Origin of the sequence: Campylobacter sp. BCW_6464 (assembly GCF_001762775.1) — a bacterium.
Classification (GTDB): Bacteria; Campylobacterota; Campylobacteria; order Campylobacterales; family Campylobacteraceae; genus Campylobacter_D; species Campylobacter_D jejuni.
The window spans coordinates 135,209-149,612 of record NZ_MJXM01000080.1 but is presented as its reverse complement, the minus strand read 5'-3'; the positions used below and the strand labels follow the sequence as shown (position 1 = coordinate 149,612).

Below are 14,404 nucleotides of genomic sequence, written 5' to 3'. Positions count from 1 at the left end.
AAAAAAGAAAATCTTTCATGCAAGAAAATTCCATCTCTTATCCTTGTGGAAATAAAGTGTTTATATTTAAAGATGTGGGTGACAAATTTGAATTAGTGATAAAAGATTAAAACCTTAAAGGTTTTAATCAAGCTTTGCTAAATTGATTAAATCACTTACTTTTTGACAATTTTTCAAGTCCTCGGCTGTGATTTTTAAAGTAAAAAGATTTTTATAAAGCACCATCACAGATACAAAAGCCAAACTATCCCACTCATCTATATCATCAAGTAGCATATCCTCGTTTAAGTCTTCATCTCTATGCATAGCTTCTTTAAGCTCTTCTAAAAATTCAGTTTTTGTCATTATTTCTCCTTTGTGTAAATTAAAATATCTTTTGTGTATAAATCTTTGAAATTCAACACCGCACTTCCCCAGCTAAGCCCTGCACCAAAAGCACTTAAACTCGCTTTAAATTCTTTTGGAGTATCTAGTTCACAAAGTAGGGCAGGTAGTGAACAAGCGCTTAAATTAGCGTATTTTTCCATGATGAAATTAGGAACTTTATCATCATTAAGTTTTAATTCTTCTTTGATGCAATCAACCAAATACGCATTGGATTGATGAAAAAGATGAAAAGCAATGTCTTTTTCATCTACTTTAGAAAATTCTAAAATTTCTTTAAAGCTTTTAGGTTCGCATTCCAAAGCCATATTGAAAATATTTGCTCCGTCCATATAAAGATTTTCTAATTGTCTAAACTCCTCAGTTTGCATGAGTGAATCATCGTTGAAAATATCTGCTTTAGGTATTCTCATCGCACCTTTTGGAATGATGAGTTTATCAAAATATTTTCCATCGCTTCCAAGCTCAAAAAAAGCTTCGTTAAAATCCGTTTTTTCAATTAAAGTTGCACTTACTCCATCACCAAAAATAGGAGCTAAATTCATATTTTTAGGGTGGATGAATTTGCTTAAAGTATCTCCACAAATGAGTAAAATTTTACCTAAGCCACTTTGTATTAAAGAATGAGCGACAAATAAGCCGTATAAATACCCTGCACAAGCTTGCCCTAAATCAAAAGCTACAGTTTTGGAGCTTAAATTTAAAAGTTGGTGTAAATAACAAGCCGTAGAAGGCATGAAAAAATCAGGACTTTGAGTTACTACGATGAGTGCATCAAGGCTATTTTTATCTATATTTAAACCTTGTAAAAGTGTATTGGCTGCGTGTTTTCCAAGATCGCTTACGCAAGTGTTTTCATCGCAAATATAACGCGTGTTTAAACCTATGACTTTTTTCATTCTTTTAAGGGTTTTGATATCGTTTGAAAAAACGCTTTCTAACTCATCATCAATGCAAATTTTATGTTCAGGTACGCTTACGCAAATGCCTGAAATTTTAGCTTTATCAAATCTAGTTTTCATGGATTATAAGTCCTTTGAAGTTTAAATTTTGAAATGGAATAAGGGCTGAGTTTTTTTCAAATTCTTTGGAAATTTGTTCTAAAAAGCTCAAAAATGGCATATTTCTTTCGCCTTTTTGATAGTAAAGCCTTGCATTATTGTTTTTAAGATCAAAGAAATGTAAAGCTAGTTCAAAGGCTTTAAAAAACATTCTAGTTTCAAGTTTTCTACCTAAAGCCCTACAAGAAATGCAAAGATCATCGATAAATAAATTTCCTTCTTTACAAGAAAAAACAAAAATAGCGATAATCCCACTATCGCTTAATTTATCACTCATACTCACACTTACAATGAGTTCTTTTTGCATGTGTTGTGCGACTTTTTCTTGATTTAAGCGTGTGTAATTAGCGATAAATTGATTGGTTTTGCCTAAAAGTTCGCTAATGCGAGGGATATTTTGCAGATCATTTTTGCTAAAATTTAAGCTGATTTCAAGATTTTGAAAATATTCTTCATCGCTTAAGCTTTTAAGCTCTTCTCTTAAAGCATTGGCTGCTATATCTTTGGCACGAATTTGATCTTCTTTGGTATTTGAAAGTTTTAAAAGATTAGGAAAAAGTTTGATTTTATAAAGTATATTTTCATCGCATAAAAGTGTTTTAACGCCTGTAAATTTGGTATTTTCAAGCTCGGCGATATTATCATCTATAAAAAGCATAGCGTTAGTATTTATATTAAATTTTTTAGCAATTTTTAAGATATTTTCACCCTTTGGTTCCCAATTGATCATTCTAGCATCAAAATCATCCCATTGTAAGATAAAATCTTTCCTTGTTTCAAAAAGTTTTTTTGCGTCTTTTTCTTCATTTTTTGAAGCTAGGGCAAGTAAAAAGCCTTGTTTTTTAAAAGTTTTAATTTTTTCTTGTAAGGTTTTGTGCAAAGGACTTAAATTAAGATTATCTATACCCTCTTCACCTAAAATTCCTTGATACAAGGTATGATCAAGATCAAGTACAAGAGCTTTAAGAGCGGGTTTTACGAGTGCAGGGATGAGGCTAAGTCCTAAAATTTGTGCTAAAAAAATCAAGGCTTTATTATTAAGCTTAGAGCCTGTAAGTTCTTCTTTAGCTAGGTCTAAAATATCTTCTTCATCAAAATACTCTTTTATGAGTTTTTCTATGTTAAAAATTTCACAATTTAAAATTTTTTTATCTGTTTTAAATTCTCCTAAACTAAGAACTAAAATAGGGTTTTGTGAAATTTTTCTTAGTTCTAAAAGTCTTTCTTCTATAAAATTTTGCACATTATTTTTATAGCGGGTTAAATCTAGCCATAAAAGTTCTAAACTAGCTTCTTTAAAGTTATCAAAACTCAAGCTATCATCATAAGAGCTGAAATTAAACTCAGCTCTTAAATTAGCAAAATGTAAAAAAGGAGCAATGATACTTTGCACTCCTTCAAAAGCATGATTTCTATGGACATTAATAAGAAGATCTTGACTTTTGCTAAAGTCTAATTCTTTGGCGAATTTTATAAGCTCATTGCGTTTTAAATGGGGTGAAAAAAGATTCATTTTAGCTCCACAAGTTCGATTAAAAGCCTATTTGGCATCATGATAAAACAAAGTTTAGCAAAATAGCTTGCTTGCATAATAGGAACAATACAAATGCCTCCTTGTTGTTCCAAAAGAATTAAATCTTGGGCGATATTTTTACTTTCATAGGCTAAATGATACATTTTGGTATTATTTTTCAAATAGCTATCTAGTGGTCCTTTATCGTTTAAATTTTGCAAAAGTTCAAATCTATACTGTGGAAATGCTTCATTACAAGGAATGATAAATTCGCCTCTTACCCCTTGTTTTTCATCTATAAATTCTGATTCTTTATAAAAACCTAGTTTAAAAAAACATTCCCTTTCTTTTTCTAAATTTTTACAAGCCACGCCTATATGATGAAGGGGTAAATTGAGTGTTGTATTAAGCATTTAAAACTACTGCCATAGTGATAGCATTTTTAAATTTCAATGCTTTTTCCAAACTATAATCATTTGCCATAAAACATTCATAAGCTTTAAATTTTAAGCCTGATTTTTCTATCAAATCTTTAACTTCATCAGGATGGGAAAATAAATAAATATGATCAATAGCAGGAGCATTGATAGGGATAGTTGCAAAAATTTCTCCTCCATCGCTAAGAAGTTCTTTAGATCTTTTAAGAAATTCAAGAGGTTTTTCTACGTGTTCTAGCACTTCTCCAATCACTATCAAATCAGCTTTTTTATCAAAATCATAAGTAAAAAAATCTTGACATAAAAAATCGCATTTTGTAATCAATTCTCCTACTTGTTGTTTTACCATTTTTTGAGTAAGTTCGCAACTCGTTGGAGAGATATCAAGTCCATAAAAGGCTGAAAATTTACCACTTTTAACTGCTCTTGCGAAGTATTCTCCATGGCCAGGGCCTATTTCAAAATAAGTTGTTTTTGGAGTGAAATTTTGCAAATATTGTGAAAAATACTTTCTCACTTTAATATGAGCTATCCAAACAAAAGAAGAAAGAGCTAGGCCTATCATGTATTGTTTCATATAGCTTTCATTAAAATAAACTTTATCCTTAACTTCATCAAAGCTAGAATAACGATAAGTCCCATTTTCTATGAAAAATTTTGTTTCTTCTAAAGTATCGTTAAGGATCAATAAATAACAATCGCATTGTTCTTCTATGCTGATACCATCTTGAATATAATAAGAAATTAATTTATCAAATTCCTCTTCGTCTTCTTGTGAAAATTCAATTTTTTTAAGATATTTAGAATGGATAGGATTTTTTTGAGCGATGGCTTGAAATAATTTTTCAATATTTTCTTTCATTTTTCTGCCTTTAGGGTTTGAATTTTTTCTAGTAAAGCGTTTTGAGATTTTAAGAGACTTAAATCTTCTTTGTTGAATTTGATTTCAAATTCTTCTTCTAAACTCATGATGATATCAATATGAGCTAAAGAAGTCCAGTTCTTGCAGTTTTCCATGCTTAAATTTGTATTTTCATCTACTTTGGTTTCAAGTATATTTTCTAAAATTTCATAAAATTGTTTTTCCATTGTATACCACTTTCTTGAGAATGTTGAAAATTAATATATTGTATCATAATTTTCTATTAGAATTGTTTGGTTTATATCTAATTTTTTCCATAAAATTTCTATATATTCTTTAGCGTTGTAAATATTTATATGATCTCCTGCAAAATTGTTTTTTTTAAAATTTTTAGTATTATTAACAATATTGATAATGTTAATTAAATTGGGCTCAGAAGATATGTCAAGTTTTCTAACATAATAACTAATGGTTTTATTGTATGATATATTGTTTTCATCAATTAAAATTCCAGAGAAAATTTTATGATATCTGTAAAATACATTAAATTGTTCTTCTGCATAATGTGTTAGTGTGTGTCCTTGGCCTCCAAATGTCATATATTTTCCATTCTCTTTGGTTAAAACCTCATAAACACAATTTTCCCCAAAACAACTTGTTGTATCTTTTAAAAATAATTCTTCTTTTGCTCCTTTTATAGCAAAAGAAAATATAGGATCGTTTGTGCGTTTTACTCCTGTTTGTTTGCGAAAATATTCATTTAATGCTCCCATTTTTGTTTTGGAATTTATTTTGTCATAAACTTCATTTTTGCAAAAACTATAAGTAAAGGTTGGCATGATCAAAGTGCCTTCTTTGCCTATAACTTCAAAAAAACAATCTAATATAGTCTGTAAAAATTCATTTCTAGAAAGCAAGGGAAAACCGAAATTAAAAAGTTCAGTATGCACACACAAGGTATCGCCTTTTTGTAGTCCTAGTTTGTAAAAAGTTTCTATGAAGTCGTAAGTGGAGTATTTTTTATTTTCAAATTCAAGTAAATATTTCATAAACTACCTTTAAATATTTTTCATAAAAGAAGCTTTTCATATATGGCAAATTTATCCTGCTTAAGGGCGTTGCCTATGGCTTTGACATATTCTTTAGCATCATAGCTTTCTAGAAAATCTCCTGCAAATTTTATGCTTTTGTAATACCTTGTTTGCCGCACGATTTCATTTATCTTATCAAGGCTGCATACATAGGCTTTTTCCAAGTCTCTTACATAATAATTTATCCTTTTTTCTCTTTTTTGTCCTAGCTCGTCAATCACCAAGCCCTTAAATTCCTTAAAATACCTGCAAAAGCTGGTATTTCTCTCTTCAGCATAATGCGTTAGGGCGTGTCCATAATTCAAGCCTAAAAGCATAAATTTCCCACCTTCCCTAGTTAAAATTTCATACACACTATCCTTTCCAAAACAGCTTGAGTTTTCTTTTAAAAAAATATCCGCTTTAGCACCCTTCACAGCAAAGGAAAAAATAGGGTCGCTAGTTCGCCTAACCCCCCCCCCGCTAGTTCTAAAAAATTCATTCAGCACTCCCACTTTGCCTTTAGAATGCACTTTATCATAAGTTTCATTTTTGCAAAAACTATAAGTAAAGGTTGGCATGATCAAAGTGCCTTCCTGACCTATAACTTCAAAAAAACAATTGAGTATAGTCTGTAAAAATTCATTTCTAGAAAGCAAAGGTATGCCAAATTTAAAAAGTTCTGTATGTACACATAAAATATCGCCTCTTTTTATACCTAGTTGATAAAAAGCATCTATTAAATCCTTATCGGAGTATTTTTTGCCATTGTGTTCTAAAAAATATTTCATTTTACCAGTCCATAAAATTTTATTTTTTCCAAAAGTTCTTTAAATTCATAAGCTTGCATATTTAAGATATTGGCTATATCGATGATATCATTTTCCCCATCACAGTAAGCCAAAAAATTACAAGCCAAAGGAATGTCATTAGCAGTGCTAAGGGTGTGATATAGTCCTCTTTTACCAAGATTGGGCTCGCATACTATGGTGTTTTCATATACAGCGTTGATTTCTAGATTTAAAATCATTTCTTGTATGCTTTGAAGTCCACCCATTAAACCTTTTTCAGAGATAAAATTGAGATCATCTTTGCTGGTGTGGTATTGTTCGTATTCTAGGTATCTTGTGCGACATACCCCTGCTATGCCAAGATTTACAAGCGGAGCATTGTATTGTCTTTCATCGCTTCCACGATCTAAAAAACTAAAAGCTTTGAAATTTTTTTTATTTTTAAGCGTATGCAAGGCAACTTTATCGCTTAGAGTGTTTTTTTTGGGTGTGTGTATGAGTGAGTAAGCATGATCATCGCCTAAGCAAGAAAGCACAAAGCCTGCTTTAACATGTTTTTTTAAATGCTCTAAATGTTTGCTAAGATAGACTATAGAGCCTATGGTTTCAGGAATGATGACAAAGCGGTAATTATACTTTCTTTCTTTTAAACTCAAAAGCCATTTTGCTAGGAAAATAGCCACCACAGGACCACTAAGCTCATTATTTGCCATGGAAGGATGACAAAGATAGGTTGAAATTAAAATTTCATCTTTTGAATTTTGCGTACTAGGTAGGATAAAATCAGCATAGTCCAAAACCCCATTTTCATCATGTTTTGCATCGATATAAACTTTGTATTTGCCTTTTTTAAGTTTTTTTCTTTCATTATGCGTGAGACAAAATCCCCAACGCCTTTTGTAATAACTCGTTACATAAGGAATGGCATCAGGTATTTCTTCTATGGAGTAAAGATGATCTTGAAGTTCTTCTAGTTCGATTTCTTGATCGATGGCTTCACTATAGTTTAGAAGGTGTAAATTATGCTTTTTAAAATCACAAATTTTTTCTCCCTCTGGAGTGATGATATAGGCTTCTTTAACATTCCATTCATCAGGGACTATCCAGTCAAAAACCTTTGTACCACTTTTTATAGAGTGAAATTTGATTATACCCCCCCCCAGAGTTTTATTTAAAATTTCTAAGCTATCTCTAAAACCTTGCCCTGTGATACTCCTAGCGATAGGAAAAAGTTCGCAAGCTAGTTCATACATAGCCTTTCCAGTTTGGCTAAAATCTTGACTTCTAAAGTCTAGCTTATCCACAATATCCCTTTTTAACTTTTTCAAGAATGCTAAATAAAGTATCTCTTACAAATTTCGCATCTTTTAGATTCATTTCTTGATGACAAGGTATGCTAAGCTCGGCTTTGTAAAAATTATCCGCATTTTGAAGTTTTATTTCTCCTAAGAGTTTTTTATAAAAACTAAACTCATAAGTTGGTTTATAATGTACCTGCACGCCAATTCCTGCATGAAGCAAGCTTTCAAAAAGTTCTTCTTTTTGACAATAAAATTCAGGAAAAAGCAAAATAGGATATAAATGTCTCGAGCTTTTTTTATAATCTTTGATTTTTATCGTGGAGAAATACGGATTTTTTTCAAATTCTTTATCGTAAAAACTTGCGATTTCTTCTCTTTTTTCAAGATTGTGATCGAGTTTTTTAAGCTGGTTTATCCCTAAAGCACAAGCAACGTCACTTAAGCGGTAATTATAGCCAAGCTCTACCATATCGCTATCCCAAAGCCTTTTTTTAATTATGCCATGGCTTCTTAAAAGCTTGATTTTAGCGATAAGCTCTTCATTATCACTCACCACGGCTCCACCTTCAAAAGTGGTAATAGGCTTAACAGGGTGAAAAGAAAAGATAGAAAGATCGGCTTTTTTCCCTACTTTTTCACTTTTATACAAAGCACCTAAGGCATGGCTTGCATCATCGATTAAAGAAATATTATATTTTTTAGCAAGGCTTGAAATTTCATCCATTTCAACGCTATTGCCCGCAAAATCCACTACGCTAATAGCTCCTATATTTTCGCTATCCTTTAAAAGTCTTGCTTCTAGTTTTTTTTCATCGATATTGCCATCGTTTTTAATGTCGATAAACTCTACCTTAGCTTCCGCCATTAAGGCCGCATTAGCCGTAGCAGCGAAGGTTAAAGGGGTGGTTAAAACGATTTTTTCTTGGACACCTAGTGCCGTGTAGACAAGATGAAGAGCTGAAGTAGCTGAGTTTAATACACAAGCATGTTTTACACCCACATATTCGCAAAGGGCTTCTTCAAATTCATCTACCTTTTTACCCCCTGTTAAAATTTCATCTTTTAAGGCTTTTATAAGTGTATCTATATCGCTTTGATCGATGTTTTGATGAGAATAAGTAAGCATTTTAAAAACCTTCAGTGTGATTGATGATTTCTAAAAGTTCTTTTTCGCTTGCCCATAAAGGATTATTATCCGAACTATAAGAAAAACCATCTTTTACTTTTTGTCCTTTTTCGCCTAGGGTATTGACACTAAAGTCATTATCTTTATCTACAAATTTAATACTCGGGCTTATAGCATAGTAGTTTTCAAATTCATAGGTTAAATGACTATCATCGCTTGAAATCATGATTTCATGTAGTTTTTCTCCTGCTCTTATACCTATGATTTTATGGCTTAAATGAGGAGCTAAAGCATGGGCTAGATCGGTGATTTTCATAGAAGGAATTTTAGGGATGAAAATTTCTCCTCCGTGCATTCTTTCAAAATTACTCAGCACAAATTTCACTCCATCTTCAAGGCTGATCCAAAAACGAGTCATTCTTGTATCGGTGATAGGAAGTTCTTTAGCTCCTTCGCTGATGAGTTTTTTAAAGAAAGGCACTACTGAACCTCTTGAACCTACAACATTGCCATATCTTGTAACGCTAAAGCGTGTTTGTTTATTGCCTGCTATGTTGTTTGCAGCGACAAAAAGCTTATCGCTTGCAAGTTTGGTTGCGCCGTATAAATTTACAGGATTGCAAGCCTTATCTGTACTAAGAGCGATACATTTTTTAACCCCATTTTCAAAACAAGCATCGATGACATTTTGCGCACCGTGTATGTTTGTTTTTATGCATTCCATAGGGTTATATTCAGCAATAGGCACATGCTTCATCGCAGCAGCATGTATAACAAAATCCACATCACGCATAGCAGCACTTAAACGCTCTTTATCTCTTACATCTCCTATGAAATAACGCATACAAGGAGCATTAAAAACGCTTGCCATTTCAAATTGTTTAAGCTCATCACGAGAATAAATGATAATCTTATTAGGTTTATAATTTTCTAGCAAAACCTTAGTATAGGTTTTTCCAAAAGAGCCTGTTCCGCCTGTGATTAAGATATTTTTTTTGTTAAACATTTTGCCTTCCTTTGCTTAAGTTTTTTTAAAATTAAAGCAACAAGTGTTCCTATTTTAAAATTCTTGGCAAGGTTATGCCAGTTTGGGCTTGATACTTGCCTTTTTTGTCTTTATAAGTGGTATCACATTTTTCATCGCCTTGTAAAAACAACACTTGTGCTATGCCTTCATTGGCATAAATTTTTGCAGGTAAAGGCGTAGTGTTTGAAATCTCTATAGTGATATGTCCTTCAAAACCTGGTTCAAAAGGAGTAACATTGACGATGATACCACATCTTGCATAAGTGCTTTTGCCAAGACAAATAGCTAAAACATCATCAGGCATTTTAAAATACTCTATAGTTCTAGCTAGGGCAAAAGAATTTGCAGGAACTATACATACATTGCCTTCAAAATCTACTACATTTTCTTCTACGAAATTTTTTGGATCTACTACGGTTGAATTAACATTGGTAAAAATTTTAAACTCACGCCCTACGCGTATATCGTAGCCATAACTTGAAAGTCCATAGCTTATTACACCTTTTCCTATATTTGCTTCGCAAAATGGCTCGATCATCTTGTATTCTAATGCCATTTTTCTTATCCAGTTATCTGCTTTTAAGCCCATTTTTAACCTTTTAATATTTGTAATTTTTTATAAGGATTATAACCTAAAAAATCTATATTTTTTATGATTTTTTTCTTTTTTAAAGTTAAATTTTAAGTTTTTTTATATAATACAAGATTAAGTTCTTAAATTTTAGGAGAATTTTATGACAAAAGAAGAAATTAAAGAGTTAGTAAACCTTTTTGCTGAAGCAAATATTAGTAAAATTAAGATCAAAGAACAAGATGGTTTTGAAATAGAACTTGAAAGAGATATGTGTTGCGATGTTCCAGCTCCTGTTTGTCCTCCAGTTCCAGCTCCACAACCTATCAATGTAAGTGTTGTAAATGAAGCTCAACCTAGTCAAAATGCAAAATCAAACAAGCCAAGTATAAACAGCCCTATGGTGGGAACTTTCTATCAAGCTCCAAGCCCAGGTGCAGCACCTTTTGTAAAAGTGGGTAGCACGGTTAAAAAAGGCGATACTATAGCTATTATCGAAGCGATGAAAATCATGAATGAAATTGAAGCGGAATTTGATTGCAGGATCGCTGAAATTTTAGTTGCTGATGGTCAGCCTGTAGAATTTGGAATGCCTTTATTTGCGGTGGAGAAATTATAAAATGGAAATTAAAAGCATATTAATTGCTAATCGTGGAGAAATAGCACTACGCGCTTTAAGAACGATTAAAGAAATGGGTAAAAAAGCAATTTGTGTGTATTCTGAAGCAGATAAAGATGCTTTATATTTAAAATACGCTGATGCAAGCATTTGTATAGGAAAAGCAAGAAGTTCTGAAAGTTATTTAAATATCCCAGCTATTATCACAGCAGCTGAAATTGCTGAAGCAGATGCGATTTTTCCAGGATATGGATTTTTAAGTGAAAATCAAAATTTTGTTGAAATTTGTGCTAAACATAACATCAAATTTATAGGTCCTTCTGTAGAAGCTATGAATTTAATGAGTGATAAATCAAAAGCTAAACAAGTAATGCAAAGAGCAGGCGTGCCTGTAATCCCAGGAAGTGATGGGGCTTTAGCAGGAGCTGAAGCAGCTAAAAAACTTGCTAAAGAAATAGGCTATCCTGTGATTTTAAAAGCAGCTGCAGGTGGTGGTGGTCGTGGTATGCGTGTGGTTGAAAATGAAAAAGATCTTGAAAAAGCGTATTGGTCAGCTGAAAGCGAGGCTATGACAGCATTTGGCGATGGAACTATGTATATGGAAAAATATATTCAAAATCCGCGCCATATAGAAGTGCAGGTTATAGGAGATAGTTTTGGTAATGTGATTCATGTGGGTGAAAGAGATTGTTCTATGCAAAGACGCCATCAAAAACTTATCGAAGAATCTCCCGCGATTTTGCTTGATGAAAAAACACGCACTAGGCTTCATGAAACTGCTATTAAGGCAGCCAAAGCTATAGGATATGAAGGTGCGGGAACTTTTGAGTTTTTAGTTGATAAAAATTTAGACTTTTATTTTATAGAAATGAATACACGTTTGCAAGTTGAACACTGTGTAAGTGAAATGGTAAGTGGGATTGATATCATAGAACAAATGATTAAGGTGGCAGAAGGTTATGCCTTGCCATCTCAAGAAAGTATTAAGCTTAATGGGCATTCTATAGAATGTAGAATCACGGCAGAAGATTCTAAAACTTTCTTGCCAAGTCCAGGCAAGATTACTAAATACATTCCACCCGCAGGACGCAATGTCAGAATGGAAAGTCATTGTTATCAAGACTATAGCGTGCCTCCTTATTATGATTCTATGATAGGTAAGCTTGTAGTTTGGGCAGAAGATCGCAATAAAGCTATTGCAAAAATGAAAGTAGCTTTAGATGAGTTACTTATAAGTGGGATAAAAACAACCAAAGAATTTCATCTTTCTATGATGGAAAATCCTGATTTTATTAATAATAATTACGATACAAATTATCTTGCAAGACATTAAAATTTCCCTATTAAAGGGAAATTTTAATTGTAATTTTTATCTTAAATATTCTATATTGATTTTAGAGCGGAGTTTATCAAAATAATCCTGTATGAAATTTTGTCTTTGTTCGCTTACATAAGCGTTTAAAACTTCATTTTTAACTTGTTCGTATTCAGGAGTTTGTGCTCCATCTTTGCTTTTAACTTCATAAAGTTCATAGCCATTTTTTCCATTTAAAACAGGGGAAAACCCTCCAACAGGAATTTGCGATAAAAGCCCTAAAAGTCTTGGATCGGCATTGCTTGTGTTTAAAGATGCATTTTGTGGTTTAAGGATTGTTTTTTTTGTATTTTTGATATTTTCTAAAGTTTGAGGATTGTTTGATAAATAAATATTTGCATTAATTTGTGTATAAAAAGTGAATTTATCTTTATTTTGTTCGAAAAATTTTTTTGCTCCATCATCACTAAAATCAGTTTTTGCCATACTTGCGATTTTTTCATAAAGCTTTCTTTTTTCTAAATCTTTTTTTAAATTTGCACGAAATTGTCCATAGCTTTGATTTTTGGATTTTAAATTTGCTTTGAAAGCATTTAAAGTAGTTTTGTTTTGAGCAAGCATTTTATTTATAGCATCATCAAGCTCTAGATCATTGACTACAATACCCAGTTGTTTCATTTGTGAAATTTCCATTTTTTCATTGATGAGTACGCCTAAAGCTTTATTTCTATCAATTTTAAGTGCTTTCATAGTTTGATCTATATCATAAGTCGTGATAGGCTCTTTGTCTACAACTACAGCTATAGCATTAATGGTATTTGCACTAGCTAAACTTGCAAAAAATGCAAAACTTAATAAAATTTTTTTCATTTCAAACCTTTATTTAAGTATAAATATCGCATTATATCAATAAAAATTTAAGAAAAGGCAAAAAATGCACGAAAAACTTACAACGCGTTTTGCTCCAAGCCCAACAGGGTATTTGCACATAGGTGGACTTAGAACAGCTCTTTATAATTATTTATACGCTAGAAAAAATGGTGGAAATTTTTTACTTCGTATTGAAGATACGGATTTAAAAAGAAATTCCAAAGAAGCTACTAAAGCAATTATCGAAGCTTTTAAATGGTGCGGTTTAGAACATGATGGAGAAGTAACTTACCAATCAGAGCGTTTTGATCTTTATAAAGAATATGTCAAAAAGCTTTTAGATGAAGACAAGGCGTATTATTGTTATATGAGTAAAGAAGAATTAGAAGAATTGCGCGCCAAGCAAGAAGCCGCCAAAGAGCGCCCAAGATATGATGGAAGATATAGAGAATTTACAGGCACGCCACCTCAGGGTATAGAACCTGTTGTGCGTATTAAAGCACCTCAAAGCGGCGAGATTGTTTTTGAAGATGGGATTAAAGGCGAGGTAAAATTTAAAGCAGAGGATATAATGGATGATTTTATCATTGCAAGAAGTGATGGAACTCCAACTTATAATTTTACTGTTGTTATTGATGATGCTTTAATGGGGGTAAGTGATGTGATTCGTGGGGATGATCATCTTTCAAATACTCCTAAACAAATTGTGCTTTATGAAGCATTGGGTTTTAAAATTCCTAAATTTTTTCATGTGGCTATGATACATGGAGAAGATGGTAAAAAGCTTTCAAAAAGACATGGGGCAACTGATGTTATGGAATACAAAGAAATGGGAATTTTACCTCAAGCTTTGCTTAATTTTCTTGTGCGTTTAGGTTGGAGTCACGGTGATGATGAGGTTTTTTCACTAGAAGATTTGAAAAAACTTTTTGATCCTTATCATATCAATAAAAGCGCATCTTGTTATAATGCTAAAAAGCTTGAATGGCTTAATACTCATTATATTAAAACTTTACCTTTTGAAGAGATTAACCGTCAGCTTAAAGATCTTGGCTTTGATTTATCTGTTTATGAAAAGGCAGGATTTTTACTTGATTTATTAAGAGAGCGTGCAAAAACCTTGCATGATATTATCAATGGTGCAAAAAGCATAGTTAATACGCCGCAAAATTATGATGAAAATGCAGTGCAAAAATTTGTTAACGAAAATAATTTAGAATTGCTCCAAGTATTTGCTAATACGCTTAAAGATCAAAAAACAGGTAAAGATTTTGAAGATTTTACAAATGATTTTTTAGAAAAAAAAGAAGCAAAGTTAAAAGATTTGGCTCAGCCTATACGCATAGCTTTAATAGGGAGTGCGGTAAGTCCTAGTATTTTTGAAGTATTAGAATTTTTAGGGGTTGATGAGTGTAAAAAAAGAATAGAAAATTTTTTAAAAGTTAGAGGAAAATAAA

General features: G+C 32.1%; 17 protein-coding genes. 4 read left to right on the top strand and 13 right to left on the bottom strand.

What is annotated here, in order from left to right; all coding sequences use genetic code 11:
- Positions 1 to 110, top strand: a 110-nt coding sequence (locus tag AJ885_RS10235; protein ID WP_141080038.1) for a DUF2920 family protein, incomplete at its 5' end; no start/stop codon positions are given.
- A gap of 13 nt (positions 111 to 123) precedes the next feature.
- Here AJ885_RS10235 and AJ885_RS09390 read toward each other — a convergent pair.
- From AJ885_RS09390 to dcd, 12 genes are read right to left on the bottom strand one after another with little or no spacing between them, the layout of a single operon-like run.
- Positions 124 to 345, bottom strand: a complete 222-nt coding sequence (locus tag AJ885_RS09390) for an acyl carrier protein (protein WP_002789840.1) — start codon at positions 343 to 345, stop codon at positions 124 to 126.
- On the bottom strand, positions 345 to 1,406 hold the full coding sequence (locus tag AJ885_RS09385) for a beta-ketoacyl-ACP synthase III (RefSeq protein ID WP_002810160.1): 1,062 nt from the start codon (positions 1,404 to 1,406) through the stop codon (positions 345 to 347). The genes AJ885_RS09390 and AJ885_RS09385 overlap by 1 nt, the downstream gene beginning before the upstream one ends.
- Positions 1,396 to 2,958: an HAD family hydrolase gene (locus AJ885_RS09380; RefSeq protein ID WP_002875297.1), complete on the bottom strand. Its 1,563-nt coding sequence runs from the start codon at positions 2,956 to 2,958 to the stop codon at positions 1,396 to 1,398. Before AJ885_RS09380 ends, AJ885_RS09385 begins: the two co-directional genes overlap by 11 nt.
- Entirely contained in the window at positions 2,955 to 3,371 is a 417-nt protein-coding gene (locus AJ885_RS09375; RefSeq protein WP_002791673.1) for a VOC family protein, read from the bottom strand. The genes AJ885_RS09380 and AJ885_RS09375 overlap by 4 nt, the downstream gene beginning before the upstream one ends.
- Positions 3,364 to 4,257, bottom strand: a complete 894-nt coding sequence (locus AJ885_RS09370; RefSeq protein ID WP_002875298.1) for a class I SAM-dependent methyltransferase — start codon at positions 4,255 to 4,257, stop codon at positions 3,364 to 3,366. The genes AJ885_RS09375 and AJ885_RS09370 overlap by 8 nt, the downstream gene beginning before the upstream one ends.
- Positions 4,254 to 4,484 carry an acyl carrier protein gene (locus tag AJ885_RS09365; RefSeq protein WP_002829517.1) on the bottom strand — a complete coding sequence of 77 codons (231 nt, stop codon included), beginning with the start codon at positions 4,482 to 4,484 and terminating at the stop codon, positions 4,254 to 4,256. Before AJ885_RS09365 ends, AJ885_RS09370 begins: the two co-directional genes overlap by 4 nt.
- Positions 4,485 to 4,514: 30 nt before the next feature.
- On the bottom strand, positions 4,515 to 5,306 hold the full coding sequence (gene legH / locus AJ885_RS09360) for an N-acetyltransferase LegH (RefSeq protein WP_002856586.1): 792 nt from the start codon (positions 5,304 to 5,306) through the stop codon (positions 4,515 to 4,517).
- Positions 5,307 to 5,326: 20 nt separating this feature from the next.
- The gene (locus AJ885_RS09355; protein WP_052790972.1) at positions 5,327 to 6,118 is read right to left on the bottom strand and encodes an AAC(3) family N-acetyltransferase; all 792 of its coding nucleotides are present in this window, start codon (positions 6,116 to 6,118) and stop codon (positions 5,327 to 5,329) included.
- Positions 6,115 to 7,422, bottom strand: a complete 1,308-nt coding sequence (locus AJ885_RS09350; protein ID WP_070281184.1) for a DUF4910 domain-containing protein — start codon at positions 7,420 to 7,422, stop codon at positions 6,115 to 6,117. Before AJ885_RS09350 ends, AJ885_RS09355 begins: the two co-directional genes overlap by 4 nt.
- Positions 7,415 to 8,545, bottom strand: coding sequence for a UDP-4-amino-4,6-dideoxy-N-acetyl-beta-L-altrosamine transaminase (gene pseC / locus AJ885_RS09345; RefSeq protein ID WP_070281182.1), 1,131 nt, complete (start codon positions 8,543 to 8,545; stop codon positions 7,415 to 7,417). The genes AJ885_RS09350 and pseC overlap by 8 nt, the downstream gene beginning before the upstream one ends.
- Position 8,546: 1 nt before the next feature.
- A complete protein-coding gene (gene pseB, locus AJ885_RS09340; protein WP_070281180.1) occupies positions 8,547 to 9,551 on the bottom strand; it encodes a UDP-N-acetylglucosamine 4,6-dehydratase (inverting) in 1,005 nt (334 codons plus the stop codon).
- 49 nt (positions 9,552 to 9,600) lie between these two features.
- A complete protein-coding gene (dcd, locus tag AJ885_RS09335; RefSeq protein ID WP_070210003.1) occupies positions 9,601 to 10,161 on the bottom strand; it encodes a dCTP deaminase in 561 nt (186 codons plus the stop codon).
- Between the two features lie 145 nt (positions 10,162 to 10,306).
- Here dcd and accB point away from each other — a divergent pair, with 145 nt between their 5' ends.
- Positions 10,307 to 10,762 (top strand): acetyl-CoA carboxylase biotin carboxyl carrier protein, encoded by a 456-nt coding sequence (gene accB / locus AJ885_RS09330; RefSeq protein ID WP_002861982.1) that lies wholly within the window; start codon positions 10,307 to 10,309, stop codon positions 10,760 to 10,762.
- 1 nt (position 10,763) lies between these two features.
- Positions 10,764 to 12,095 (top strand): acetyl-CoA carboxylase biotin carboxylase subunit, encoded by a 1,332-nt coding sequence (locus AJ885_RS09325; protein ID WP_070275047.1) that lies wholly within the window; start codon positions 10,764 to 10,766, stop codon positions 12,093 to 12,095.
- A 36-nt stretch (positions 12,096 to 12,131) separates the two neighbouring features.
- On the opposite strand, the gene salC is transcribed toward AJ885_RS09325, so the two are convergent.
- A complete protein-coding gene (gene salC, locus AJ885_RS09320) occupies positions 12,132 to 12,947 on the bottom strand; it encodes a peptidylprolyl isomerase SalC (RefSeq protein ID WP_070275046.1) in 816 nt (271 codons plus the stop codon).
- Between the two features lie 64 nt (positions 12,948 to 13,011).
- On the opposite strand from salC, the gene gltX reads away from it, so the two are divergent.
- On the top strand, positions 13,012 to 14,403 hold the full coding sequence (gene gltX / locus AJ885_RS09315) for a glutamate--tRNA ligase (RefSeq protein ID WP_070281179.1): 1,392 nt from the start codon (positions 13,012 to 13,014) through the stop codon (positions 14,401 to 14,403).
- Position 14,404 lies beyond the last annotated feature (1 nt).